The organism is Nostoc sp. UIC 10890 (assembly GCF_054786515.1).
Genome location: NZ_JBSGKF010000001.1, coordinates 7,084,938 through 7,111,129, shown reverse-complemented (window position 1 = coordinate 7,111,129; position 26,192 = coordinate 7,084,938). Strand labels below are relative to the sequence as shown.

Annotated in this window: 27 protein-coding genes and 2 pseudogenes; 17 read left to right on the top strand and 12 right to left on the bottom strand. The window is 41.5% G+C overall.

Annotated features, from left to right (window positions below; all coding sequences use genetic code 11):
• Positions 1-669: 669 nt before the first annotated feature.
• Positions 670-1,200 carry a type IV pilin-like G/H family protein gene (locus ACWATR_RS29495; RefSeq protein ID WP_460339862.1) on the bottom strand — a complete coding sequence of 177 codons (531 nt, stop codon included), beginning with the start codon at positions 1,198-1,200 and terminating at the stop codon, positions 670-672.
• A 342-nt stretch (positions 1,201-1,542) separates the two neighbouring features.
• Here ACWATR_RS29495 and ACWATR_RS29490 point away from each other — a divergent pair, with 342 nt between their 5' ends.
• The 3 genes from ACWATR_RS29490 to ACWATR_RS29480 all read left to right on the top strand — a co-directional run bounded on the left by ACWATR_RS29490 (position 1,543) and on the right by ACWATR_RS29480 (position 2,925).
• On the top strand, positions 1,543-1,764 hold the full coding sequence (locus ACWATR_RS29490; protein WP_460339860.1) for a hypothetical protein: 222 nt from the start codon (positions 1,543-1,545) through the stop codon (positions 1,762-1,764).
• Positions 1,765-1,803: 39 nt separating this feature from the next.
• A complete protein-coding gene (locus ACWATR_RS29485; protein ID WP_460339858.1) occupies positions 1,804-2,016 on the top strand; it encodes a hypothetical protein in 213 nt (70 codons plus the stop codon).
• 471 nt (positions 2,017-2,487) lie between these two features.
• Positions 2,488-2,925, top strand: a complete 438-nt coding sequence (locus tag ACWATR_RS29480) for a hypothetical protein (RefSeq protein ID WP_460339856.1) — start codon at positions 2,488-2,490, stop codon at positions 2,923-2,925.
• A gap of 93 nt (positions 2,926-3,018) precedes the next feature.
• On the opposite strand, the gene ACWATR_RS29475 is transcribed toward ACWATR_RS29480, so the two are convergent.
• The gene (locus ACWATR_RS29475; protein WP_163927096.1) at positions 3,019-3,330 is read right to left on the bottom strand and encodes a YciI family protein; all 312 of its coding nucleotides are present in this window, start codon (positions 3,328-3,330) and stop codon (positions 3,019-3,021) included.
• Positions 3,331-3,700: 370 nt separating this feature from the next.
• Here ACWATR_RS29475 and ACWATR_RS29470 point away from each other — a divergent pair, with 370 nt between their 5' ends.
• Positions 3,701-3,937 carry a hypothetical protein gene (locus ACWATR_RS29470; RefSeq protein ID WP_460339854.1) on the top strand — a complete coding sequence of 79 codons (237 nt, stop codon included), beginning with the start codon at positions 3,701-3,703 and terminating at the stop codon, positions 3,935-3,937.
• 213 nt (positions 3,938-4,150) lie between these two features.
• On the opposite strand, the gene ACWATR_RS29465 is transcribed toward ACWATR_RS29470, so the two are convergent.
• Both ACWATR_RS29465 and ACWATR_RS29460 read right to left on the bottom strand, forming a co-directional pair.
• The gene (locus ACWATR_RS29465; protein ID WP_460339853.1) at positions 4,151-4,390 is read right to left on the bottom strand and encodes a hypothetical protein; all 240 of its coding nucleotides are present in this window, start codon (positions 4,388-4,390) and stop codon (positions 4,151-4,153) included.
• A 274-nt stretch (positions 4,391-4,664) separates the two neighbouring features.
• A complete protein-coding gene (locus tag ACWATR_RS29460) occupies positions 4,665-5,075 on the bottom strand; it encodes a hypothetical protein (protein WP_460339851.1) in 411 nt (136 codons plus the stop codon).
• 526 nt (positions 5,076-5,601) lie between these two features.
• Here ACWATR_RS29460 and ACWATR_RS29455 point away from each other — a divergent pair.
• The 4 genes and pseudogenes from ACWATR_RS29455 (at position 5,602) to ACWATR_RS29440 (ending at position 9,037) form a co-directional block, all read left to right on the top strand.
• The gene (locus tag ACWATR_RS29455) at positions 5,602-7,017 is read left to right on the top strand and encodes a hypothetical protein (RefSeq protein ID WP_460339849.1); all 1,416 of its coding nucleotides are present in this window, start codon (positions 5,602-5,604) and stop codon (positions 7,015-7,017) included.
• Between the two features lie 67 nt (positions 7,018-7,084).
• Positions 7,085-7,499, top strand: a pseudogene (locus ACWATR_RS29450) (XisH family protein).
• Positions 7,487-7,825, top strand: coding sequence for an element excision factor XisI family protein (locus tag ACWATR_RS29445; protein ID WP_460339847.1), 339 nt, complete (start codon positions 7,487-7,489; stop codon positions 7,823-7,825). Before ACWATR_RS29450 ends, ACWATR_RS29445 begins: the two are co-directional and overlap by 13 nt.
• Before the next feature lie 27 nt (positions 7,826-7,852).
• Entirely contained in the window at positions 7,853-9,037 is a 1,185-nt protein-coding gene (locus ACWATR_RS29440; protein ID WP_460339845.1) for an ARPP-2 domain-containing protein, read from the top strand.
• Between the two features lie 593 nt (positions 9,038-9,630).
• Here ACWATR_RS29440 and ACWATR_RS29435 read toward each other — a convergent pair.
• Positions 9,631-10,083: a hypothetical protein gene (locus ACWATR_RS29435; protein ID WP_460339843.1), complete on the bottom strand. Its 453-nt coding sequence runs from the start codon at positions 10,081-10,083 to the stop codon at positions 9,631-9,633.
• Between the two features lie 131 nt (positions 10,084-10,214).
• Between ACWATR_RS29435 and ACWATR_RS29430 the strand changes: the two are divergent.
• The 5 genes and pseudogenes from ACWATR_RS29430 to ACWATR_RS29410 all read left to right on the top strand — a co-directional run.
• Positions 10,215-10,463, top strand: a pseudogene (locus tag ACWATR_RS29430) (hypothetical protein); the annotation flags it as partial.
• A gap of 193 nt (positions 10,464-10,656) precedes the next feature.
• Positions 10,657-12,093: a carotenoid oxygenase family protein gene (locus ACWATR_RS29425; RefSeq protein ID WP_460339841.1), complete on the top strand. Its 1,437-nt coding sequence runs from the start codon at positions 10,657-10,659 to the stop codon at positions 12,091-12,093.
• Positions 12,094-12,518: 425 nt separating this feature from the next.
• Positions 12,519-13,016 (top strand): hypothetical protein, encoded by a 498-nt coding sequence (locus ACWATR_RS29420; RefSeq protein ID WP_460339839.1) that lies wholly within the window; start codon positions 12,519-12,521, stop codon positions 13,014-13,016.
• A 266-nt stretch (positions 13,017-13,282) separates the two neighbouring features.
• On the top strand, positions 13,283-14,140 hold the full coding sequence (locus ACWATR_RS29415; protein ID WP_460339837.1) for a lysophospholipid acyltransferase family protein: 858 nt from the start codon (positions 13,283-13,285) through the stop codon (positions 14,138-14,140).
• Positions 14,141-14,593: 453 nt separating this feature from the next.
• The gene (locus ACWATR_RS29410; protein WP_460339835.1) at positions 14,594-17,539 is read left to right on the top strand and encodes a lamin tail domain-containing protein; all 2,946 of its coding nucleotides are present in this window, start codon (positions 14,594-14,596) and stop codon (positions 17,537-17,539) included.
• A gap of 277 nt (positions 17,540-17,816) precedes the next feature.
• On the opposite strand, the gene ACWATR_RS29405 is transcribed toward ACWATR_RS29410, so the two are convergent.
• From ACWATR_RS29405 to ACWATR_RS29390, 4 genes are all read right to left on the bottom strand, one after another.
• Positions 17,817-18,077, bottom strand: a complete 261-nt coding sequence (locus ACWATR_RS29405; RefSeq protein ID WP_460339833.1) for a MoaD/ThiS family protein — start codon at positions 18,075-18,077, stop codon at positions 17,817-17,819.
• Between the two features lie 315 nt (positions 18,078-18,392).
• Positions 18,393-18,683 (bottom strand): Asp-tRNA(Asn)/Glu-tRNA(Gln) amidotransferase subunit GatC, encoded by a 291-nt coding sequence (gene gatC, locus ACWATR_RS29400; RefSeq protein WP_460339831.1) that lies wholly within the window; start codon positions 18,681-18,683, stop codon positions 18,393-18,395.
• A gap of 84 nt (positions 18,684-18,767) precedes the next feature.
• Positions 18,768-19,289, bottom strand: a complete 522-nt coding sequence (locus ACWATR_RS29395; RefSeq protein WP_069070822.1) for a photosystem I assembly protein Ycf3 — start codon at positions 19,287-19,289, stop codon at positions 18,768-18,770.
• A gap of 207 nt (positions 19,290-19,496) precedes the next feature.
• Positions 19,497-20,198, bottom strand: coding sequence for an SOS response-associated peptidase (locus ACWATR_RS29390; protein WP_420760330.1), 702 nt, complete (start codon positions 20,196-20,198; stop codon positions 19,497-19,499).
• 199 nt (positions 20,199-20,397) lie between these two features.
• Here ACWATR_RS29390 and ACWATR_RS29385 point away from each other — a divergent pair, with 199 nt between their 5' ends.
• Positions 20,398-21,009 (top strand): glutathione S-transferase family protein, encoded by a 612-nt coding sequence (locus ACWATR_RS29385; RefSeq protein WP_460339828.1) that lies wholly within the window; start codon positions 20,398-20,400, stop codon positions 21,007-21,009.
• A gap of 123 nt (positions 21,010-21,132) precedes the next feature.
• On the opposite strand, the gene ACWATR_RS29380 is transcribed toward ACWATR_RS29385, so the two are convergent.
• The 3 genes from ACWATR_RS29380 to ACWATR_RS29370 all read right to left on the bottom strand — a co-directional run bounded on the left by ACWATR_RS29380 (position 21,133) and on the right by ACWATR_RS29370 (position 22,387).
• Complete coding sequence (locus tag ACWATR_RS29380; protein WP_181929935.1) at positions 21,133-21,360, bottom strand: DUF167 domain-containing protein; 228 nt, start codon at positions 21,358-21,360, stop codon at positions 21,133-21,135.
• On the bottom strand, positions 21,338-21,754 hold the full coding sequence (locus ACWATR_RS29375) for a ribosomal maturation YjgA family protein (protein ID WP_460339826.1): 417 nt from the start codon (positions 21,752-21,754) through the stop codon (positions 21,338-21,340). The genes ACWATR_RS29380 and ACWATR_RS29375 overlap by 23 nt, the downstream gene beginning before the upstream one ends.
• 81 nt (positions 21,755-21,835) lie before the next feature.
• On the bottom strand, positions 21,836-22,387 hold the full coding sequence (locus ACWATR_RS29370) for a DUF2231 domain-containing protein (protein ID WP_460339823.1): 552 nt from the start codon (positions 22,385-22,387) through the stop codon (positions 21,836-21,838).
• Between the two features lie 892 nt (positions 22,388-23,279).
• On the opposite strand from ACWATR_RS29370, the gene ACWATR_RS29365 reads away from it, so the two are divergent.
• The 3 genes from ACWATR_RS29365 to ACWATR_RS29355 all read left to right on the top strand — a co-directional run bounded on the left by ACWATR_RS29365 (position 23,280) and on the right by ACWATR_RS29355 (position 26,005).
• Positions 23,280-23,846: an HD domain-containing protein gene (locus ACWATR_RS29365; protein WP_460339821.1), complete on the top strand. Its 567-nt coding sequence runs from the start codon at positions 23,280-23,282 to the stop codon at positions 23,844-23,846.
• A 185-nt stretch (positions 23,847-24,031) separates the two neighbouring features.
• Positions 24,032-24,562: a hypothetical protein gene (locus ACWATR_RS29360; protein WP_460339819.1), complete on the top strand. Its 531-nt coding sequence runs from the start codon at positions 24,032-24,034 to the stop codon at positions 24,560-24,562.
• Between the two features lie 606 nt (positions 24,563-25,168).
• Positions 25,169-26,005, top strand: coding sequence for a CheR family methyltransferase (locus ACWATR_RS29355; protein ID WP_435023104.1), 837 nt, complete (start codon positions 25,169-25,171; stop codon positions 26,003-26,005).
• Positions 26,006-26,192: the final 187 nt, after the last annotated feature.

Below are 26,192 nucleotides of genomic sequence, written 5' to 3'. Positions count from 1 at the left end.
AACTGAACTCTGTTGAGCGCTGTATCAATCATGTAGAGGAGTTCTACAGCACTCAATTAAACAACTGGCTCCGACTGGATATCAAGAAGCGGGAAGTTTTATCTTTGCCCTCGTACAACTTCTTCACTGTCCCGTTGTGTTCCCTGGCTGTCTAATCAGTATATTTAAGCTTATCGATTAACGATTTTGCTAGGATTCAAGCTTTCAAATCTATTCTTATATACCGATAAGACAGTCGAATCTAATCTCCATCTGGCTGTAGCGAAAAGTTGACTAAGGTTTATTTGTGTATCTTTGGTTTTATATAAATCTCTAGTCTGGTTAGAAACGCTTATAACTAAGCTTAAAAAAATCAGGGCTATAATATATGGGTTTATCAAATTTTTCTTCATAATATTTCGCAAGATTTAATCTGCTCAAAGTAATGGATGCCATAAATAATGCAATAGTATTCGGGGTTTCTTTGAAATAGCTCTTAAGTCATTTCCTAAGTTAATTTGTCTCCAATCATTCTTCTTCATCTGTCACATCATTGAATGCTGAATCATCCACAGCCAATACAGGCTTGCCCATAGAAGCTTCAATTTTGTCAAGTATCATCAATATAGGAGCATGATTATGAATCCGATAAATCCTCCTAAAAACTTCATTAATTGTTTGTATACTATTTTATTTGATACTTTCAAAACCGATAGGGCAGCTAAAATTACCTTGTTTAAAAATAGGTCGGGGAGGATAAGCTAAAGTCTGTTTTTCGGAGCGACAAATTATTGAAATAGTAGTTTTATTTTTTTGCTCGTAAGCAACTGCACCTATTAGGCTGTTGAAGCCCTGTTTGGTCAGTCCTAATTGAAGTACATCAGTTGGGAATTCTTTTATCGGAGTTGCATATATAAAGGACTTATCCTTACTCATGTCTACGGTATATCGATAGCGGCTTGTAGCTGTTGGTGCATCTCCATCTGCAAGCTCTAACAACCTATACGATTGAGCAAAAGCTGATTTCTCCGAGAAATATGCTTGTTGTGCCTTAATAAATCTTCCAACTGTAGCTTTACTGCTATCACCACAGCCACAGCTTGGTGGAACTCGAATGAACATAATCGGAATCCCAAGTAATAATCCTCCAGTTCCAATAATTAACAAGATTTTTTTAAAGATATTGTTGCTATGGTTACTTGGCTCATTTACATCAGACATATACAACTTTAAAACTAATAGTACATATTTCATAAATAGCCGCATTTTACCCTTCATTGGGATAGTATTCCTACTGAGTTTAATTGTTTCAGGCAAAACGAGAAAATTTTGTTATCTTCATCAGCACGATTGGACAGAGATATATTTAAGGATGTTTAAGATTTTGCAGTCAGCGCAATAGTTTTACTAAACTTTCAATTGTATTTTTCTACAAGTTGTTGAAAGGATAGTAAAGTTTGTTGATGGCGTTCACCTGCTATTCAAATAAAATCATCATGTTCTGCTTGTGCTATCCAAAGTAGACATTTTAGATTCTAGTGCAGCTTCAAAAAGTGCTTGACCATGTTTAAAAGTAATTATTGTCATGCGATTGCTGCTGACTTAACCCAACCTTGGTCACGTCTACTTTTACAACAAGGCTTTGACATTAACATACCCACAATTGATTTGATAATTGATTACATTTTACAAGCTGAATATAAAGGTAAATTCAGTCGTCGCTGCATTCCTATCCAAACCAGCCAACTGACAAATGAACAGCTTGAGACTGAGGTCTTCCTGTAAACCTCCTCAAATCGCTCTCGGTTTTCAACGGCTTGGGCGTTGAACAGCAATTTTTCTAAGGAAGCTAAATCTGCATCGGTCAGGGAGATGTTACACTTGAGCTTGGCGATCGCCCTTTTGGGAAAACTTTTTGGTTTGCTGAATATGTGCTACGGGTTGCACGGTACAGTCTGCGATGTCTGCGGTGCGCCTGTATATACCTATGCTTCGTTTGTTGTTGAGAATGGTCATCCAGGTGCCAAATTAGACTAGTATTTAAGTTTTTGCGTATTCAAATACGGTTGCTTCAACTCTCCCAGGTACTCCAACATAGCACTTGGGGCATCTTCCAAGCTTTCATTTTCCCGCAACCTACTGATGCGTAGGCTAGCAAGAACCGCAGGAATCGCTAATTAACTGCATCTGCTCACACTCGGCAGGCAAGTATTCGTAAGATTTCAGATGTTGCAACCCAACCGTATATTCTCCATCCCAGGTTATGACAGTGCAGCTAAATTCTACCCACATGGTTGACTATGCCCCAGCAGCCACCTTTACCCCCAAGTTCCGGGTTGTCTTTTACAAGGATTCGGCAGACACAAACTCACCTTAATGTCAGTAGGAGCTTGCTTGACTAGCAGTTAGCAATATTGAGGCTATTATACTGGATGGCGGGTAAATAAATATACTAGTGTCTTACAGCAAACTAAGATAGTAAACTATTCGTACATTAAAATTTAGCTAATGAAAAAACTATTTGTAACTTTTAATCTTTTCGTGTTTTTATTACCTGTAACTGCTGTAGCTAGCAGCACAAATGACGATTTGTCATTCTTCGGGGGCAATAATAATTTGATTATCGCACTGGATAACAAGACTAATACTGCATGTTCTTTCAACACCGAAACTAATTCAGTCGTTAAGATGTCTGGCGTTAAGTTTACTAATACCCGAATGGTTGGGGCCTCTTACTGGTGGGGAAAACTAAGCGGCAACTTGAACCATTTCCTTAATCCTAAAACATTAAAGATTAGCGAAATTAAAGGTAAATGGAGCGACAACAACGTAATGTTAATCAAGATACAACATTACAAAGACTACGGTACTTACACTGAAAGTCTCGGTGCAACTTGTGTTAAAGAAGGCGGGTTAAACAAAGTAGCTAAGAAGATGAGAAGGTAACTGAGCTTATATTTAATCTCAATTATGAGAATTTTATACTGTGTGTTTATCTGCTTATATCCAACTAATTTAGCAGTTGTTGCTTCTACGTATTCACACGGGAGCAAAACGATCGCGTCCAATGTGAACTTCCCACTCCACAACTCTAGCAGAGTCCGCTAGCATACCATCTCGCACACGAGGACTGCTGTTTACAACAGCTTGAGCCTGTTCAAGATTATCCGCCTGGATTACCCAAAGCCCAGTTCCATCATGGGGAAAAAACGGCCCACAGCACAGTAGTGTTCCTTTCTCATGTTGCTCATTAAACCAAGCGAGTTGATTTTGGTCATGCTCTGGGTGAGCCAATTTATAGTCGTAATACTCTGGAACGGTTGCAACCACAACGGCAAAAAGTTTAGACATAATGCTCTAGTTGGTGATTTGAGATGAGGTTCAGATTGTATGACCCAAGAACAAGAAATACTTTTGTGCCATGAAATAGCGACTGTATGAACGCCAGTGTATGTTCAAAAATCAGTTTTAAATCTGCCCTAATCTACAATCCCATATTCTTGTTCAATAAAACCTAATAGTTCAGGACTTACGCAACTGGCACAGCGCGATCGCCTTATTGTAGTAGATATGTACTATAAAGAAGTGACCTATGTTGAAATCCAACCGATTTCAGCATCCGAATTTTTGATTCTGACGAATTATCCCTGATCGCTGAGGTTGTGCGATCGCAGATGCCAAACAACTGACTGATTTCCCACCAGGAGAATAGGAGGAAACTATGAAGGTGAACAGGAAAAACAGTTATTCTCCTTCGAACCGATTTAAATATCTAGCAAAATCATTAGGCGTGTTCATCCTGACTCTCTGTTTTGCGATCGCTGTCTTTCCCACATCAGCACAAGCCAGAGTTATGCAATACCAGAAAGGTAATCCTGCTGATGTGAATCCACTCTTATCTGGGATGGTCTATGACTTAGGCGGTGGGGGGCGTGATGTTGATCCGGCAATTCAGTAGATGATCAACTCGGATTATCAGCCGCACGGGTGGGATATTCGGGGAACAAAAGTTGTACTACAGTGCGGAAACAGCTTTGAGGATTGGGTTAGAGTGGTTGCGGGATGAACGGTAATGAGTGCGTATTGCGATCCAAGGTCAGCATTAATGGCAAGAGACAATCGTTTTTTCTGAAGGTGAATTGCTCAAAATTTACCCTCATGCGATCGCATCTCAAGAATGATTTCGAGCAATGTAGATCAGCAAAAAGTCACTAATCTTTATTGCCCTATCAAACATCTGCTGACAAGTTTTTTGGAGGACAGCATCTAGGTATTCATTATCGGCAGGTTCACCCAGGTCAGTAAATTCTGGATGATCCGCAAAATGATCCATGTAAAATAGCCAGATATCGGATAAGTCTGCGTCATTTGTGAGTTTTCGCTTAAGTTCTTGCAATCGGTCGATATTCATATTGTGAATATTAAGGAGATGGTATAAACAGACAGCACTGTTAAAAAGTTATCAATTATTTTTGCATTAATGGGGGATAAAGAATCGCCACCAAAGGTTTCTAGAAAATGGTGGGGGACTTAGATCACGGGATAAATAGACCACTGATAACTTGTTCACTGTTAAAAAGCTACCGAGTCCGATCGCTCAATAAATAGGTTGGGAAATATTATCAACGTTATTTGCCATAAGTGTTTAGAGCTACCAAACAGTTGCAAGTGTTTTAGCTGAGTGATTACTGTGTAACAGGCGTACCGTTTAAAGTCATCACAGGATCGCGATCGCAAAGGCTAATATCAGCTTTCCAACGGGAGGGAAATTTTGAATCAATGAAAGTGACTTTAAATCTGCCCCAATGATAAGTAGGTTTACCATCTGCCCCTTCTCTATAGGTATCACAACGTACCGATGAAGACTTTTGTACCCAATAGCCATTGTATGAACCTCGGTCATTAAACACTCCTGCTAAACCATCAATGAAGATTATTCCATCGCGACCATAACGCCACACGGCAGTTTTATTACGATCTTCTTGATAAACCACTTTATATTCTTCCGTTTTCCAAACCTCATCTGCTATAGCTTTTTGAGGCGCAGCAGTGCAAATCAATAAAGCTAAGGTCAGGAGAACATAGTTCTTTTTCATAAAATTGACTTTGATCAATTCAAAATTTGGCATGAATTACGAGGTCAATTTTCTCACAAGTTTATGCGCTTATTACGAAAATCAAAGGTTTTTAGGCCTAAAACGCACATATTGTCGCAAGATTAGATTATGAAGTCGGTATATTCTATTTAGAATACCGCAGCTATTTTCTAATCTAGAACTTAAAATAGTCGTTAATACTGTTTGCGGGACTTTGGTGCGACTTCCGAACCTAGCCTGTAACGCTATCCTAGCTTGTCGTGTCGTCATTCCCCGAACAGTACCCCCAAAGAAAAGGGTGTTGGGGATAGGGGGTAGGGTGTTGGGGAAGAAGTGATGCAATATTCTTCACGAATGGCACGCTTGATAAGCGTAAATTCCTGGTATTTCTGGGTTTTGGGTGTAGGGTGTGGGGAATTAAGAATGTGTTGAACTGCTTGACGTACTTCCATTCAATTGTCTTAAACACTACACCCTACACCCTACCCCCCACACCCTACACCCCACACCCTGTTTTCGGTCAACAATGGACATTAATCGGGCGAACCAGCATCAGCAAGTGGCAAGGGAAGATTTAGTCATGTTCATTAATGCCTGCCTCTCCTGCACAGGACAGCGTGAGTTCTATGGTGATGGTTACGGGCAGCGCGTATCTATTGACTTTTTGCACGACTATATTTTAGGTAATTACCGCTTACTCTATACCCGGACATTGGCAGCAGGGATTAACCACTTCAACCAAGCGCAGATTATCCTCAAATTACTAGCAACAGGAAAACATACACCCCCTGAACATCGACAAGAAGAAGGTGCATTAATTGCCGCAGCATTAACAGCCTTACCACCACAACGAGGTTGGGACGTATTGCAACAATTACGGAAAAGAAGTATCAATAATCGTCGTAGCAGAGCGATCGCTCGTGATTATCTTCAGCAAAAACGTGACATTAACTTTGATGCTGTGAAGTATCGCTCCAAATTTCGAGCGATCGCCTCCCATGCTCACCTCACCCTACCAGGGGAATTAGGTAATTTTCTCTTTGGTAAATGGAAACAGCAAGTTTATCAAACAGAATTATTCGAGACATTTCGCCAAGCACACTATAGCGCTCAAGCAGTTTACCAACTACCCTTTACAGTTGCCGAAGGTTTAGCAGCAAAACACGGAATTAAACGAGAGGTCTTTTTATCCCGTATTCAAGAACAAATGACCTTGAATGAAAAATTGCGATTTCAAAGTTCAGCCAACCGCACAGAAGTAGAAATCGACATTAATTTAGGTCGTCTCCCCCTAACTCGTTTGGCGCTGTATATCTTATCTTTGCCATTGGAGACTCGCAAACAGCAGTGGGATATCTTAAACCAAGCATTAGAGAAATCTGCTGCCTTCACATTAAGAAAATCACCCCTAAAACTAGGACGAGTAGCCGCAGTTCTAGATTGCAGCTACTCCAGTTCCGGTTCAGCCGAAAAACATCGTCGTCCTTTAGGAGTAGCTTTAGCTACTCATTACTTACTAAAAGCAGCATCTCAGGAATACCAAGCTTTTTGGACAGCATCAACCAGCGCTCCACTGCTGATTCTACCTCGTGGACAAACAGACCTAGCGACTCCCCTACTGGATGCTTTGGAGTGGGGCGCAGATTTAATAGTACTTGTAACCGATGGTTGGGAAAACGACCCCCCCAGTGGAGCATCGGAAATTCTGCGTGTATATCGCGATCGTTTAGACCCACAACAAAAAACTTCCATTATTCATTGCAATCCTGTTTACAACGCCGATGACTTTTCTTTACACCCCCTTAGTCCCACAATTCCCACAGTAGGATTACGAGATGCAGAAGATTTACCTACGATGTTGGGCTTTGCCCGGTTTGCTGAAGGTTCTGCATCTTTAGCTGAACTGGAATCATATTTAGCAGAGCGAGTCAAGCAAATGTAGGACAGGGTGTAGGCTGTAAGGTATAGGTGTACCTCATATAGTTGAAAACCTTTGTAAATATTCCACTATGGCCAAAGACCTATTCCACCAAGCCGTCAAGCAAGCCTTAATCAAAGACGGATGGACAATTACTAGCGATCCATTAATCATTCGCATAGAGCGCGTTAAACTAGAGATTGATCTTGCTGCTGAAAAAGTATTTGCTGCTGAAAAAGATGAGCAGAAAATTGCTGTAGAAGTTAAAAGCTTTATCAATCCCTCCGTCATTACTGACTTTCATAATGCACGCTTGCCAGTTTCTCAACTATCGCCTTGCCTTAGAAATGACTGAGCCTGATCGCATTCTCTATTTAGCTGTTCCTATTGATATTTTTAATACTTTTTTTCAGGAGCGTTTTACTTAAGCGGCAATATTATATTATGCCCTAAAAATAATAGCATATAAACCGAATACAGGGGAGATAATCGAATGGAAAAACTAGCCAAATATAGCCAAATTGTGCGCGAATTATTAATCGCCCACGCCACCCCCAACCCCCCAAACGAACCAAATATTGAATGTCAACTCATTTTTGATACAGAACACGATCACTATCAAATTCTAGATATTGGTTGGCAAGAGTTAAATCGTATTTATGCCTGTTACATTCATTTAGACATTAAAGATAATAAAATTTGGATTCAGCACAACATGACAGAAGCCGATATTGCTCAAGAGCTAGTGGAAAGAGGAGTTCCAGCTTCAGATATTGTTTTAGGCTTGCATCCCCCATACAAACGTCCTTATACCAAATACGGTGTTGCTTAAAGTTAATAAAAATAGACTAAGCATCCTATGGCATCCAAAAGCAATCTGTTAGCAGACATATCACTCAAAGGACTAGAAATTGCTCCTTCTCAAATACGGGGAGCAGTGCGGATTGTGCCATTATTGCGCCATCAGGTACGTAACGACTTGCGCTTACTGCGTCGTAGCTACGATGAAGATTTAGCAGTTGTTTCCTTAGCAGGAGAAATGACAGCACCAGGAATGAAATATTTTTCCTATGTTCCTCACGGACTAGTGTTGTCTTGGACTAATGACGGCAGTCCTGTGGGGGCTTTTGGGGGACAGCTTTTTAAAACAGATGGTAAACAGTTAAACTATAGTTGCGCCAGTGTCCGGTTAATGCACCGGATGGTGAAGCGGGAATCTAGTAATCAACTGAGATTTTTGCCACTGCACTTGGCAATGGAAGGCTTTTTATCAATGTTTTTCTCTGGCCCTGATATTGCCTGGAGTGAATATTCTAAGTATGCCCTTTCTCATGGGCTGGGTAGCCGAATGGAAAGCTCTTTTAGTGGACGTTACATTGCTGGACTTGAAGATGCTTTGCGGGTATTTGAAATTCACTCTCGACAGGTTGGGGTATTGGTATTTGTTGCCGAAGCATTAGCATCAGCTTTTGTAGTACCGACACCAGAGGACTATCGACTTCTGCACAATAGCTTGTTAGAAGATTTCTATGGTGAGTTATTGTACCAATACGCGTTGCTGCACGATACAACTTTTCCCATGAGTGTATCTTTAGATGAGTCAAAAATTAATGATTTAACAGCCTTGAGAGCAGCAGTAGAAAATATGCGTTCAGATTGGGCATCGTTTCAGGGTTTCATGGCAGAGGGACTGTTAGGACGCAAGTTAATTTCCCAAAAAGTCTATACTGCTGGTTCGTTCATGTTACAAAGATTTATTACTGACCTCAATCCCAGCCAAGAAAATCATATTGGGGAAGCGATTATTCGAGAGAATGGTGAATTGGAGTATTTGAAGACTTATTGCTTATCAGGAATGCAGACTCGCCGAGTTTATTTGCTGAGTCAGTTAGCGAACCATAATTGGAATTTGGATGCTACAGCTAGGAAATTGGGCAATACACGAGAGGAATTTGTGCTGCGTTTAGAAAAGGTGGGTTTTGGTTATTTGCTCAATGCGGAAGTACGACAAGCAGCATTAAAAAAAGTCAAGGGTAAAAGGTGATATTGTCTTGCTAAGATTCAGCATTAATTGGTGAAATTTTGATTTCAATACATTTGCCAATTTCTGAAATAGTAAGCTATCGCGCGTATAACTTGCACTTTTTAGGTCTGCAACCATTGGTAACTCTAGAATGCTCTGGAAAATTACAGACACGACAGCTTATAACACTGAGTTAAATGGGGTGAATACAACCTAAATAAGCGAAAAAAGACTGCTCAAATCCAGCAGCAAACACTGAAGATTCTACGCAGTGAGCAACAAGATATCCAACAATATTTCGCTTTGCAAGTCAAAATCAGAAGCTCCATTTTTCTTAGCCAGCGTCGCGTGAGTGTGGCGCAGAAAGTGGGCGCTGAACTTAATTCCCGGTATCTTTATGATAGTTATTTCCCAGAGATAAAGGATAAAGTGACCGTTTTTAAAGCAAAAAATGGCCGCAGAAAAGAACCTAAAGCGGAAGGGTATTTGAAAAGATTGAATGCGATCGCTTGTAAAGTATGGCGAAAGTAGGGCGACGCAAAAATAAGCATTCCAGGTTTTTAGGGCGTCCACTTTATCCTTTAATTCCGGCCATCTTTTCCTTTAAGTGACATTCATGCAGGAAACTGTGCTAGGAGGTCTTTGCCGTCAATAATGGTACTAGTGAAGGTGAAACTACGGTTAGCTTGGTAGCGTGGGTCTGACTTAACGATAGCCATGAACTCGCGATGTCCCTGTTTTGTCCTACCTACTTGACAGCCAGCGCTCCACCTTCCTACGTCGGACTTAGGATTATCACCTCCCCAATGTTGGTTAATGCCAAAATGACCTGAGTCAATGGAGTCACCTGCATCGCGCGTGCCTGACCGATTTGCATCGCGATGGACGGTGACCGAACCACCAGTTTGCACAAGAGCTTCGTGGGGAGAAGCCTGTCCGTGGGTTCCTACCTGCCATGCAGTATATTGCCCGAAGGCGATAATCGCCGCACCTTTGGAGTTCAAGGGATTGTACGTATAGTACTTAGGGAGTTGCAAGAAAATAAAATCCCAATCAAACTGGGACAATCATGATATTCCATTTAGATAATTGGTATCGATAGACACTCGTAAAGATTTAGAATTCTCATTTGATGCCTAATTTTCCCGGAATACATTGTCGAAAATGGCATCAGTTTGAAGAATCTTTTTCAACTTGCGGAACTGGTACAGCTTTGGGAGATCCGATTGAAATTAGTGCCCTCAAGGAGGCGTTTGAAACTAGTACCAACCAAAAAGGTTTCTGTGCGATCGCATCGGTAAAGGCTAATGTCGGACACTTAAATATCGCTGCTGGTGTGACTGGTTTAATTAAAACGGTGATGGTGCTCAAGCACAAATTAATTCCTCCCAGCTTACACTTTGAACAACCGAATCCGAAAATAGACTTCGCCGAAAGCCCCTTTTACTGATCACAGATATGGGCTTTTATGGATTTGAGTGGTTTGATACCCTAACTGAGCAAGGAAAATATATTTTAACTAGACAAAAAGCTCTTATTGCGATTTCGAGTATAGCAAAATCATCCCGCAAATATGCAACGCCAAAAATTGCAACAATATATGTAACTGTGTACATCAATGTATTAGGCAATATTTTAATATGCATACCATAACTAAAAAGTCAACAAAAAAAGCTTGGGCTAATGCGATCGCAGAACCGGCAAAAGAATTTCCTCTTACTCAACTGTCAATTCTTTCTGGCAAAATTCCAGAGGGTTTGCGTGGCACACTTTACCGCAATGGCCCCGCACGGCTAGAACGCGGTGGTGAGCGTGTTGGACACTGGTTTGATGGAGATGGGGCAATTCTCGGTGTCCATTTCACGGATGCAGGAGCCACTGGAATCTATCGCTATGTGCAAACAGCAGAATATCAAGCTGAAACTCAAGCCGATAGATATCTTTATGGTGTCTATGGGATGCATACGCCAGGGCCCATTTGGAAACGCTGGGGTCAACAGATCAAAAATGCAGCGAATACTTCAGTGTTGGCTTTACCTGATAAATTGTTGGCTTTATGGGAAGCAACCAATCCTTATGCCCTTGATTTACAAACTTTAGAAACGAAGGGATTGGATGATTTAGGCGCTTTAGATAACGGATTACCTTATTCTGCTCATTACAAGCGTGATTCACAAACAGGCGAAATTTTTAACTTTGGAATCAGTATTGGAAGTTCTGTACAACTGAATCTCTACAAAAGCGATGCTACCGGCAAAATTATCCAAAAAACTGCTTTTAAGCTAGATCGCTATTCTATAATGCATGATTTTGTTTTAACTCAAAGATATCTAGTGTTTTTCATGCCACCGATGCGGATGAAAACACTGCCAGTTCTGCTAGGTTTGACCACCTTTAGTGAATCTCTGTTGTGGGAACCTCAGTTAGGAACCCAGGTATTAATATTTGACCGCGAAAACTTATCCTTAGTTAGTCGTGGCGAAACCGATCCTTGGTTTAATTGGCATTTTGGCAATGGCTATGAAGATCAAGACGGTTCGGTGATTCTGGACATGGTGCGATATTCAGATTTTCACCAAACTAATGAATATCTCAGAGAATTTGCCAGTGGTGAGACACACACAGTTACTAAAGGAACATTGTGGCAAGTACGTCTCAATCCCCAAACTGGTAAAGTTACAGAAACACAGGAAGTTGTCAACCAAAAATGTGAATTTCCTGTAGTGCAGCGATCACAAGTTGGGCAACCTTGGCGCTATACTTACATATCATTAATGCCCCAAAGAACAGATACAGACAAAGAATCCTTCAGTGCGATCGCCCGCTTCGACTACAAAACCGAAACCCTCACCGAAGCCGACTTAGGAGAAAACCGCTATCCTTCAGAACCCATCCACGCCCAAGATGCCCAAAACCCTGAGCAAGGCTGGGTGCTAACTGTTGTATACGATGGTAATTCTCATAGTAGTGAAGTTTGGATATTTGATAGCGATCGCCTGGATGCAGAACCCGTTTGCAAGCTAGGATTACCTAGCGTCATTCCCCACAGCTTTCACGGCACTTGGAACCCAGCATAACAGAGGATTGGGGATTGGGGATTGGGGATGGAGAAGAGACAAGGTAGACAAGGGAGAGGGGAGAGACAGGGGGGCATTGGTGTCAACTTAACGCAAAAACTATGTCCCGCAAGGAACTTCAGTTCCAAGAATCATAGTGAAAGTCATCTGAAGATGACTAGATATCCCCAAAAATATTCAGTCTACTTCAGTAGACTTTAGCTATGAGCCAGAGAATTCATTCTCTGGCGGGTTATGAAGCCCGCAGCGAAGCTATTTCTAGCTTAACTTGACACCAATGAACAGGGGAGAGACTTGTCCCCTTGTCTCCCTGCTCCCTGCTCCCTGCTTCTTCCCAATTCCTCAATTCAATCTAATCTTTGAGAATTGCTAAGTGTAAAAACGTAGTATCCTACATACTGGTATATAAAAATAATTCCAAAATCATGAGGAAAAACCCCATAAGATTACTACTTAGCGGAGTGATTGTCAGTTTTGGACTATCATCATTGTTAGCTCAAGCACAACAACAGGTTTCTGATGCCCAAGTCGCGGCGATGGTAGAGGCGCTGCGACTAGCTGCACCGCAGACCGGCATTGCAAATGATGGACTTTACAGTGAATGGCAAGTTAAACCAGAAACCTTAAAAGGTTGGTCAAAACATTGTCTCAAAAAAGAACTAACACCGACGCAGTTTGAAAACAGCCCTACGACAGCACGCCAAGTTATATCCTGTATCACCCGCCGAGAGTTAAATAAGCAGTTTATCGCCAGCAGCAATAATGAAACCGCCGCTGTGCGTGGCGTCGGTTGTTGGTGGATGACTGGTAACTATACAGGCTGCAACAGCGGATTTACTGCTGCATATCTTCAAAAAGTTGTGGGTTTTTACCAGCAACAGCGTTCAAAACCAGCAATCACTCCATCCTCATCACCAAAATAATCGCCGTGATGTGGCAATGATTATGCGATCGCAATTAAGGTAAATCAATCCTTATAGTACAACATAGTACAATGCATTTAACACCAACAGTTTTGATATCTTCCAAGGGCGAACGAGCGTCGGGCAGTTTCCCTCCTGCCTCCTGCCTTCTGCCTCCTGCCTTCTTTAATAAAATCTTTAGAGGAATCAGGTTTTGTGCATAGAGCAAAACTAATTATACCTACAAAGGATTGTTTGACCTTTGCCAATCCTGTTAAAATGCATCGATGTCAAAAAAGCAACATCTCTTAAACAAAAAACCCGGTTGGTCTTTGGATGAGCGAGATCCAAAGTTCATAGAATCTCTGATGCCCCTGTTTGGCTTTTTGTATCACTACTATTTCCGAGTTCAAACTAGTGGCTGGGATAACATTCCACCCCAACAAAAAGTTCTATTTGTCGGTTCGCACAATGGGGGACTCGCTGCACCCGACATGGCAATGATGATGTACGACTGGTTCCGCCGATTTGGTGTGGAGCAACCCATTTATGGTTTGATGCATCCCAAAGCTTGGCAGGTTAGTCCGCCACTAGCGCAACTGGCTGCCAAGGCAGGAGCAATCATTGCCCATCCGAAAATGGCTTATACCGCCTTGCACTCTGGAGCTAGTGTGCTAGTTTATCCAGGTGGAGCCGAAGATGTCTTTCGACCGTGTTATTTACGTAACAAAATCTACTTTGCAGGGCGGCAAGGATTTATCAAGTTAGCGTTACGGGAAAATGTGCCGATTGTGCCTGTGATTTCCTGGGGTGCTCACGATACACTAATTGTGCTCGCTGACATTTACAAAGTTGTGCAGCAACTCCACGAGTGGGGGATGCCTTGGCTGTTGGGGATTGATCCAGAAGTTTTTCCGATCTATCTTGGACTACCTTGGGGATTAGCAATTGGCCCGTTGCCCAACATTCCATTACCTGTGCCCATGCACACACGGGTTTGTCCGCCAATTGTATTTGAACGCTACGGCCCTGAAGCAGCTAGCGATCGCCACTATGTCAATGAATGTTATGAATTAGTTGTTAGTCAGATGCAGCAAGAGTTAGATCACTTAGTGAAGCTAACTGCTAAAGCCAATTCTCTATGATGATACATATAATTTAGTTTGCCTACTGCAAAACAAAAGCCCTTCACGCAGCGTCCCACTCTCAAGGCCATTTTCAGGTAAATAGACCATACCAGACGGGCACAGCATTGCTGTGCCCGTCTTAGCGATGCTTACGGCGGGTAAACTACACCACAATGAATGCAATACTTTTTGGATAAACCCAACAATCTCTCTTTTGGGCTGGGGAAAGGTTAATGGGCTTGCGGGTAAAGGTAAATTCAAACCCTTTCCCTTTACCCTTTCCCCTTTAACCGAAAAGTATTGACAGTGAATGTGAATCAAGATGGTAGGTTCTCAGATATATTGGGCAACCTAAAAGTAAGCGATCGCCACTTTTGCCTTACTCGGTGAATACAGTATTGCGTAGACACAGAGTGCCTTGTCGCAGACATTGCACTCATTCAATTAAAATCAGGAGCTAGTGAAGCATAAATGAGTCTACTGTTAAAATGTCTTTTAGCGGTCAATCACAACCCCCTCAACCGTTATAAAAAACTACTAAGTAGCCTTGCTCTCTCACTTTGCACCCTGAGTTTTGGCGTACAAGCTGCTCAGGCTGAAGGTAGTCGTACCCTGTATCCTAGTACTGCCCCAGCCGGCAGTAGTAGAGCTAACCTAGAGTGGCGTACTGATACTTATGGCGGTCTGGTGCTGCGACGAACTTTGCTAAAAGTCTATGCCAATAAAGATGAGTACATTCTTTTGGGTTCCAGCGCAGTTGGGGTAAATAGTGGTAATGTGCGCGTTTACAACCCCGGTAGAGTTAGTGGCAGTATTGGCAGTGAAACTGTTCCTGGCACAGCAGATTTTGTGTGTACCTCTCAACCTGGGCGGGGCTTTATCTCAACTCGCCAACAGGAGTTAAATGGCCCCCGTGCTATTTCTGGCGGAGGTAATCCCAACGGCTATATTCCCTGCTACTACCAGGCTCCATCCACTGGAGTTTATGACATCGTTTTCTATGGGCCGGATGGAGGTAACTCTTCCGTTAATGCCACTCCTACTGGTGAGATTGATTTGAGTAATGGAAACAACTTTAACGATCAACAAAAAACTAGTGTTGCAGCTTGGGATGTAACGGTACGAAGTAGCGATCAAACTTCAACAACTGACTTTAACGGGCGGTTATTTAGCTATTATCTAGCTTTATTTACTGGTAACAACGGTCGATATCTCAACTTCCCGGTCTATCCAATAACCACAGATGGATTCCGATATAAAGTAGAACTCAGAGGCACAGATCCGAATGGATTTGTTCTCTATGGTAATCAAACTGGCTTTTTTGACAGTGACGGGGTATCACCCTTGTATCACGATATACTAGGGGCGGATAGTCAGCTGGCAAATCCCCAAGGTGGCGTTAGCTTGGCTCGTCCCCAATACGCTACCTTTTTCAACTCCATCGACACCAACGTGCTTCCATACGTTGACCGTTACAAACGAGATGGCACTTTAGAAGGAACTGGTACTCCCCTTAGCCCAATTATTCCTATTATTAGTAATTTACAATTCAACGGTACGGTTGTCGGAAATAACAGTTCTTTCGGTACGGGCGGTACTTTATCCTTTGATAGCAACGTCACAGGCACTTACGAACTCATTATTAGCCGAGACGGCAGCAATTTTGATCCCAGCAACTCCCAAAACCGTCTTATGCGAGGGATTATGGCTACAACGGGACAGCAAGCGATTAGTTGGGATGGTAAAGATAACAGTGGCAATTTTTTCCCGGTTGGCAGTGATTACAAAGTTCGTGTCAGAACTTATGGAGGCGAATATCACTTTCCTTTGCTTGATGCGGAAAACAATTTTACTGGTGGCCCTACCATTACAATGCTGAATGCTGCTAACCCCATAGGCAACAGTAGAGGATTTTACGACGATCGCGGTTATAAAACTATCGCTGGTACTCAAATCGGTACTTCTGGTCAAGTACTCTGTGGAATTAATCCACCAAACCCAGCCTTTAGCGACCCACTTAATGGTTTTGACACCGCCAGTAATGACCGGAAATTTGGTCAGAATGGTAACGCTGGTAATGCTGGGACATCATGCAACGGCTCTTTTGGAGATACCAAAGGGCTGGATTTATGGACTTATTATCCTGGTCAAACTGCACCAACTCCATTGAACATCATTGATATAGTTTCACCCAGCGCTGGCAAAATTATGATCAACGAAGTTTTGTATAGTGAAACTGGTACTGCGACTAACACTAATGATGAGTTTATTGAACTTTATAATGCTTCTTCATCGCCTGTAGATTTGAGTGGTTTGAAGTTGGCAGACGGACATCTGACTGCTAGTGATAATGATGGTACTAATGGCTTTACTTATACATTTCCTAACGGCACAACTTTACAACCGGGGCAATATGCTGTGATTTGGATTGGGGATAACAACGCCAACCATCAAGCCACAGCAGCATCTTTCCAAGCTTGGTTGGGACAGACTCCCAAACTCAATAACTCCGGTGATGATATCTGGTTGTACGATAGTCAGAATAAAATTATTGACTATATCGCCTATGGCAGTGGTAATGAGGTTAATACACCTCCTGCAAGTGTTCTCAATCTTTGGGACAACACATATCAGTCTTCCTTAATTGGGGCTAATTCCGGCCAGTCTATCAGCTTGACCCCCAATGGACAGGATACTAATGTTAGTGCTTGCTGGGAAGCAACCACCAGTGGGAACTCTAGCACACGGTGTCCAAACTACCTACCAACTAGAGACACTGATACTATAGCTAATCGTGTTACCAGTGTTGGGGAAAGTAATAACGGTGCTACTACTGTGAATGCAAAGCTTTTGTTAGTGAAACGCATCACCCGCATCAATAACCAAGATATCACCGATATTGTCGATGGTGTGAGTAACGTTGCTGTTACTGCTGCTAATTATGTCCCAGAACCATTCGCCTCTGATGATAACTATATTACATGGCCGGCTGGCTACCTGCGGGGATTGATTAATGCTGGAACTGTCAAACCAGGAGATGAGTTGGAATACACTATCTACTTCCTCTCCCAGGGCCCAAGTAATGCTACTAACGTTAAATTCTGCGACTTAGTACCTAGCAGTACTACTTTTATTTCCACTGCGTTTAATGGCAATACTCCTGGTGATGGTGGTTTAACAGTCGCAGATCAAGGTATTGCCCTTGCCCTTGGTTCTAGCAGTCCCACAGTTTACCTCACCAATATAGAGGATGCAAGCGATCGCGGACGCTTTTATGCTGCTAATGAATCAGCACCGTCATACTGTGGTATTAACACCAATGGAGCTGTGGTGGTAAGCATCACGCGGAGTCCAGATTTACCCAATTTAGCCAAAGACTTTTACGGTTTTGTCCGCTTCCGCGCCAGGGTGAAATAAGAAAAAGTGAGGAGTGAGTAGTTAGCCCGCATTTCTCACAAGCTCAAGGCGTTTGATGGAGCAGAAGAGAAGTAATGAGTAATGAGTAATGAGTAATGAGTAATGAGTAATGAGTAATGAGTAATGAGTAATGAGTAAAAACTTCTTACTTCTTACTCATTACTTCTCCCCTGCACAAGCGCAGGCTTTAAGAGGTGTGGTGAGAAATCCGGGTTAGGAATTAGCAGTTTTGAATCTTTAACTCCTAACTCCTAACTCCTAACTCCTAACTATTTTCCTAGCCGCCGCTGACTGGTGGAATTAGCACGACTTCATCCCCATCTTGCAGTAGGGTATCTGGTTCAACAAATATTAGATTAATCCCAAAACGGGTGATATCACGCCATTGGGAGAGTTCAGGGTGTTCAGTTATGAGGCGATCGCATACTGCTTTGACTGGCATACTATTAGGAAATTCCAGTACCAGTTCCGAAACCTTAAAGGCTTCTTGATAAGCAGCGAACAATTTGACGGTAACAGTGATTGCAGATTTAGACATACAATATATCTTTGGCAGTACCACCAAGTGGTTTAATACTTGAGAAGCACCCTGAACTCTTGAGGTTTATTATACATTAAATAACTTTAGTCATTGGTCATTAGTCATTGGTCATTAGTCATTGGTCATTGGTGCATAACCTGCTCTTGCGATAACAGTAGCTCTGCTTTTATGGTGGGTGTAAAAACTTTGTCTTTCATAGGACTAATTCAAACCACGTTAAAGACTGGGCGTGGTTTCTCTTAGACAAATGACAAATGACAAATGACCAATGACAAATGACCAATGACTAATAACTCTCGCATTGCGGTTTGATTATTCAGCATTGAGGATTTTTGGCACTTTGAAAAATTCGCCTTCTTGTTCAGGCGCACTGTTGAGAATGCTTTCGCGGTCGGGATAGGGTTGCAATTCATCCTCCCGTGTGACATTGCTGACATCAATTGCCCGTGTTGTTGGCGGCACATTACTGACATCAAGTTCATTCAGTTGTTCGATATAGTCCAGAATACTTCCCAACTGGGTAGTGAATTGTTCTTCCTCTTCTGGAGTCAATTCTAAACGAGCAAGATTAGCTACTCTGTGAACTTGTTCTTGGTCAATCATCTTTTTTTTAGTGAGGAGTGAGGAGTGAGAAGTAAGGAGTTAAAAGTGAAGAGTTAGGAATTATTAACTCCTAACTCTTCACTTTTAGAAGAATACGTCAATTTGCGATCGCCCGGTGGTTTTCAGCCAGTTTTGGGCTTCGATGTAGTTATTGGGAGCCATGCGAATCGCTCGAATCCAATAGTCTGCTGCTTGGTCAAAGAGTGCTTCGCCAGCCTCGTTATCTCCAGATTCTTTTTCCTTTTCGCCTTGGTAGTGATAAATCACGGCGATGTTATTCAAGGCTTGGGGCATACGTGGGTTTAACTCAACTGCCTGGTGATAGAGTTCTAAAGCCTTTTCGTGGTCGCCATTGCTGGCATAGATTAGCCCCATATTGTAGAAAATATAGCCGCGATCGTTAGTATCTTCCTCTAGTGTTAGAGCTTCTTCATAGTATTCCAATGCCTCCGCATATTCCCCTTCCGCTTGGGCCGACATCCCATCTCGATAATAAACAAACGCTTCTTTAGCTTTTTTGTTGGTTGGCAGGATCTTCAGGATGATATCTGCCATCACTGTAAAGGATTTGTCAACAAAATTATCGTTCTTTTGTGTTCTTGGCATATTTGTCTCTGGGTATTGGGGACTGGGGACTGGGGATTGGGGACTGGGGCATTGGGCATGGGGCATTGGGCATTGAAAAGAGGCAGAGGGGCAGGGAGCAGAGGAGAAAGAGGTAATTTTTTATCCTCCCCCTTGCCCCCAGCCCTCTGCTCCCCTGCTTCTTCCTCAATTTCCCTCATCTCCCCAATTCCTTAGTTTACTCAATAGCTAATTTAACTGATTTGCGGGTGCATTCTTCTCACTTAGGGGTATGATACATTCCGCACTATTATGCCGAGAGTTGTTTACCAAGGTGCTAACTGGATAGGCAACCATTGCTGGCGCTGGATAGGGACGCAATAGCTGCTGTAGGGTTTGAGGCGTTTGCACTTGCGAATCTAGCCATAAATCGTAATCTTGTGGCTCCAAAATCACTGGCATCCGCTCGTGGATGGGTTGGAGTAATTCGTTAGCTGCCGTTGTCAAAATTGTACAAGAGATTATTTCCTCGTTGGCAGGCGATCGCCATCTCTCCCACAAACCTGCAAAGCCGAAGGGTTGCCCATCTTGGAGACGAAAATAAAACGGCTGCTTCTTACCTTCTTGGCGTTGCCACTCATAAAAGCCATCAGCTATCACTAAACATCGTCTGTGCTTAAAAGCCGAGCGAAAAGCGGGTTTTTCGGCAACAGTTTCCGCTCTCGCGTTAATCAGCTTTGCCCCCATGCCTGCATCTTTTGCCCATGACGGAATTAACCCCCAATGCAATTGCTTAAATTCACGCTTTTCGCTTTCGGGATTTTGTAACACTGTTGCCACCATTTGCGTAGGCGCAATGTTATATTCGGCTGCTAAATCTGGAACTGACTCGACATGGAAAACTTGAGATAATCCTGCTGATGACTGGTTTAGAGTAAATCTTCCACACATACTTTTATTCTCGACCATTGACTAAATTAAACATCTCAATTTAGAAATAAATACTAATTATTTTTATTTTCTCAGATAATTTTATGTAGTACGTTCAGACGCTAAATATAAAAAAAATATCCGGTTTTGGGAAAATCTTTTGGTAAGATATTGTATTTTAAACCTTCAGTTATCAACATATTCCTAACTGGATTTTAGCATGAAACTACTGCGTCTGTACGATTTTTTACCTTCTGGCAATGCTTATAAGATACGTCTTTTATTGACACAACTAGGTATGCCTTTTGAGAGGATAGAGCTTAACATCTTGACAGGCGAGACTCGAACACCAGAATTTTTAAGTAAAAATCCCAACGGTAAGATACCTGTTCTGGAAATCGAGCCAGGGAAATATTTGGCAGAATCAAATGCCATATTAGTGTATCTAAGTGAAGGCACAGAGTTTTTACCTTATGATCGCTTTTTACGAGCGCAAGTGCTGCAATGGTTATGTTTTGAACAATATAGCCATCAGCTTTTTATTGCTAAATCAAGATTTTGGATTTCTATTTTAGGTAAAACTGAAGAATATGATGAAGCTATCAAGCAAAACCGTGAACCAGGTTATGCAGCACTTAGGCTGATGGACAAACACTTAACTTCTCACACTTTTTTTGTAGGAGAGCGTTACACAATCGCTGATATCGCCTTGTTCGCCTACACTCATGTAGCTGATGAAGGTGGGTTTGATTTGACACAATTTCCTGCTATCCAAACTTGGATAGAAAGAGTCAAAGCTCAATCAAGGTATATCAGTATTACACAAGCATAAAAATTAGATTTTGTGAGTTTCTGTCTCTAGTTTCTTGGTTCTAGTAGAGCATTTACTGGGTGAGATATAGCCTCATATTCAAGAGGCAGAAGAGTTTTCCAAAAAGGTGTTAGTAAACAGCAACTAAGTATCTGTATCAATTTCTAACAGCTTTTGCCGCGAGGACAAACCTGACTTAATTCTGATATGAGATTTGGGTAAATCAAATTTCTCTGCTAGTAGTTTAATTAACTCTTCATTAGCCTTACCATCAACTGGGGGAGATTTTAAATACACAGTCAGACTGCCATCAGGTTGTTCTTCAATCTTTTGCTGTTTTGAATTAGGTTTAACCTTGACTTTTTTTTGCATAACCTATTCCGTGTAATTGTCGCAGCCATAACCAACCTAAAATACAACCCAATACATAATGAGGAAAATCCCACCAAACAAAGGTGGTGCCAAGTAGCAATTTACCTATCAAGGTGGCGCGAATCTCTTCTAATAGTGGCGGATGCCAAAGTTGCAAGAATTCTAGTATACAGGTGATGACAAAAACCCATATAGGAATTTGAATTATCGCTGCCCGGCTTCTGAAAAACCAAAATGCGAACAGACACCAAAATATTTCGTAAAATACAGCTGCTCCGTAGTCATTAAACCACTGATTAGCAGGCCCATTATAATACTTAAACAAAAAGCCCATCGGTATAACGATGAGCACAGAAAGAATAATAAATATTGTTTGGTTACGGTTTTGGCGCATTTTCTACAGACTAGAGACTAAGCAAAATTTTAGCCTCTACTATCCCTTTGTCAATAATTCGTAATTTGGGGATATTACACGTTAAGGATATCTTCTGCTACCTGCACCCACTACACCGATTTTGTGGCGATAGGAGAGTTCGGCACCGAACCACCCGGAAACACTGGTTAGTGTACCGACAATAAGCGAGATTAACAATCCCCAAGGTACTATTCGGGATTCAGCGTCGCCCCAACGCAGGAGAAAGTTGATGAGTGATAAAACTAAAATAGAAACGTTAAGTATCAAATGCGCCCAACCTGCGGTACGCTTGCGGACTCGTTCAATTTTCAAAAAGTCGCTGAGTCCGATCGCAGATGCAAGTACGCCTCCAGCTAATCCGAGTCCGATTAACCATAACGAAGCCCTAGCCCAAAAGAAGTCACCAGTTAACCAGTAGCCGATGTCACTTCCCAAGGCGGCGGCTAAAAAGGCTATGGGAAAGATCACACTTAATGGGTGTAGAGGATGTCCTGCGATCGCAACTGTGCTAGGTACGCCAGTATCACGATACTCACTGTCGTTACTTTCAATAACTGGTGGAATATTTGGAAAAGGTGTTGAACTTGTTTGCGTTGTTTCTGTAGTTTCCATTATTAGTATCCTGAATTTATGAGCATTATATTTTGAGGCTGAAGGATTGTTTTAAACAGAAGCTTCAGCTTGTAGGGTTAGTTTATCTAGTTATACTTTTAGCTTTTCTACTGCTTTATTCAGCACTTGCTCTCTTAATCTAGAACTGTTTGGCATGATTAATTTAACTTCCGCTGAAAATAACATATCTTGAAGGTAATTTAATAAAATTCCATCATGTTTTTATCTATCTAGCGATGTAATATGGGCTTAAATGTTGTCTATCTAAAAGTATAATGATAGTATTTGCAATAAAAAAAATTGCTTTTATATCCAGATTTGTGAAGATGTAGACGCATTCTTTGGCAACTAGCACTTAGCTCAAAAACTTCACCTAAATTCTGACTTTATAGGCAATTAAATATATAGGCTCCTACTTTGATTTCTCGACTACCAGAAAATCTACCAGTTGGAGCATCATTTCTAAAGTACTATTAGCATTGAGTTAAAACCGCAGTTCTGGGTTTTGCGAACCCGAACTCATCAGTATTACTGACTTTTCACGTTATGTGGAGAAGGTAACAATTAACCTAACCCCCTAACCCCCTTCCCGATGCGGGAAGGGGGAAATTCAAAGTCTCTCTCCTAAAAGGAAGAGAGAAATAGAAGTGAGGTTTTCCAGATGCCGTGAAAAGTCAGATCAGCATTAATTCTTCATCAGTGACAGCATACAAAGACTGCACCACTATTTTTTCGCTGTTTATGATAACGCCGTAGCAAGCTTGATAGATATTTCAATTTTAGCTCTCTACCCCTCTTATCCTTTGTAACCTCTGGACTTGGAGCGGTTTGTTATAAAATTGACACAAGCCCTTTCTTTATTCGGCGGAGTTATCCTGACTCCTTTTATACAATGCTCTCAGAACGCTTTACCATAGCCCTAACTTATGCCACCCAACTGCACGCTAACCAAGTTCGTAAAGGTTCAGGCGTCCCCTATGTTGCTCACTTATTAGGTGTCGCCAGTATTGCTTTAGAATATGGGGCAAATGAAGATGAAGCGATCGCAGCCCTCTTACACGATGCGATCGAAGATCAGGGTGGCGTCGCAACACGTGAAGAAATTCGCCGCCGCTTTGGTGACAATGTAACAGCAATTGTAGATGGTTGTACTGACGCTGATACAACTCCAAAACCCCCCTGGCGACAGCGCAAGGAGGCTTATATTGCTCATATTCCTACTGCTTCTCCATCAGTTCTGCTTGTGTCATTAGCAGATAAACTATACAATGCCCAATCTATTCTTAAAGATTATCGCGTTTTAGGTGAATCACTTTGGGAACGTTTTCAAGGGCGTAAAGAAGGAACTCTTTGGTATTACCGGGCGCTTGTAGATGCCTTCAAAAAGACTGAAAGCACTGTAATCATTGACGAATTAGAACGGGTAGTTGCACAAATTGAGGTATTAGCATCTTCATAAAAAACTTTATTTACCTAGAAGTAGAAAAAAAAATCATAGGAACTAGACAAAAAGCCTTTTTACAGACACGATATAGTCATATCTCTCACAGATAAATTTTTGCTTTTAGGTTCTCTCTCTAGATAAAAAATCTCTCTCTCGGTCGATAGGTGTACTTACATGATTATGGCTGCTATTTTACCAATATGACGATAGTAAGACAAAACACTCTCAATACAAACGTAAATTCTTCAGTAAGTCCTCCAGAAAACTTGGCAGAAAAGTATATTGAAGCAGAGCGTATACATGATGTTCTGCTTTTACTGCAAAACTTGATTAACAGTGAAGAAGCCACTGTTAAACTAATTATGGATTGTCTTTATGATGTTGGTTCAGTCAATCTGATCAACCAAAAGCTTCGCTCAAAGCCTCTAAACAGGGTGATGAAATTAATAGCCAGAATGTCCAAACCAGTTTTTAGAACTTTAGCTTTTAATTGGTTTAAGAAAAACTGTCCGCAACTGATTACTAATTGGTTACATACGCAGGTGTCTTTTGGAAATCTACCAAATACACCCCAACAAGTACCAATCGAAGTTACAGAACTACAACCATATTCCATACCACAGACAGAAAATCTGAGCCAAGAGATTAAAAATCTGCGTTACCAAGTCAGATGGCTAGCTGGGATTGCAATAATTGCGATCGCTGTTTTAGGAATAGCAGCACTTGGTTAAACTGAAACCCATAAGTAGCAACGCAATCAAGTTTAATTGATTCAGCAAACTACTTTAGACATAAAATCTATTTGGGTTTTACCGTAACGCTAAATTGTTTGTAAAATCTTCTCTATTTCTTCTGCTGCGGCTAGCTTGCTTCTTTGCAGGATTATCTGTACTTTATGTAGTTTTAGTGCATTTGCTACACTACCTTACTTAGAGCCTGTTTGTAAAGTAAATATTAAGTAGGGTGTGTTATGACTGTGTAAGAATTTGAGGGTTTGAGAAAGTCTAATTTAGGCGTAGGGCATCATATTTTTAGGTGCTGCTTTAATGCAACTGAAAATCTAAGGTTTACTTTATAAATGGTCTCTTTTCTGTAGAAGTAGGCGAGTTGTTATCATTATTTTTTATTATGACCTATCTAGGACTGCTGTATGATTTAATAATTATTAATTGATAATTCCTAATTGATGCTAACGAGCAACTAAATTAATTTATGGAAATGACCAAAAACTCAGCATCCTTATTTCAAAAAGCCTATTCATGCCTGGAGTAATAATTAAAAATTACGTTAGCACAGCGTTAGCGACGTAGGAGCGTCATTACAAATTACGAATTATTATGCCTCTGCCCAAACCGATCTTAGAGGACATCGAAATACATCTGCTTTTGGAAGGGGTGTATCAGTACTATGGTTATGATTTTCGGGATTATGCTATTTCCTCACTTAAGCGCCGCATTCATAGCTTCATGCAATTAGAGGGGTTAGCAAATGTTTCTGCATTACAAGAGCGGCTACTCCACAACCGGGCCTATTTAGAACGATTTCTGCTTGCCCTGACGGTGAATGTAACATCAATGTTTCGCGATCCTAGCTTTTATAACACCTTCAGAAATCAAGTTATCCCCTTCTTACAAACCTATCCGTTTATTCGCATCTGGCACGCTGGATGCTCTACTGGTGAAGAAGTATACTCAATGGCAATTTTACTGCAAGAAGAAGGACTTTACCACCGTTGCCGTATATATGCTACTGATACGAATGAGAAGGTATTACAAAATGCCAAAAGTGGGATTTTCTCCCTGAAATTGATGCAGGAATATACTCAGCTTTATCTAAAATCTGGTGGCAAAAAGTCTTTTTCAGAATATTATACCGCAGCTTATGACAATGCTATTTTCCGAGCATCCCTAAGAGAAAATGTTGTTTTTGCCCAGCACAATTTAGCAACTGACGGTTCTTTTAATGAGTTTAATGTCATCCTTTGTCGTAACGTTCTCATATATTTCAATCAGGTACTTCAAAAGCGGGTACATGAACTGTTTTATAATAGCCTCTGTACCTTTGGTATTTTAGGTTTAGGACGACAAGAATCCATCAGGTTCACCCCTTATGAGCAATACTATGAGGAGATAATCAAAGGCGAGAAAATATATAAGAAAATTGCAGGTGGCTGAAGAGAATGCTCTGATAGGGTAAAATAAGCAGCGCCCTGAAAATTATCAATAAAATTGCGTTTGCTGTCAAAAGACAGTCTGTCAAACATTTTTAATTGTGTTCATAAGACAGATATAGCGTAGACGCAAAGCGGCTTGTCGCTAGACATCGCTTAAGGTAAATTACACATTAACGTCTTAAAGGAGA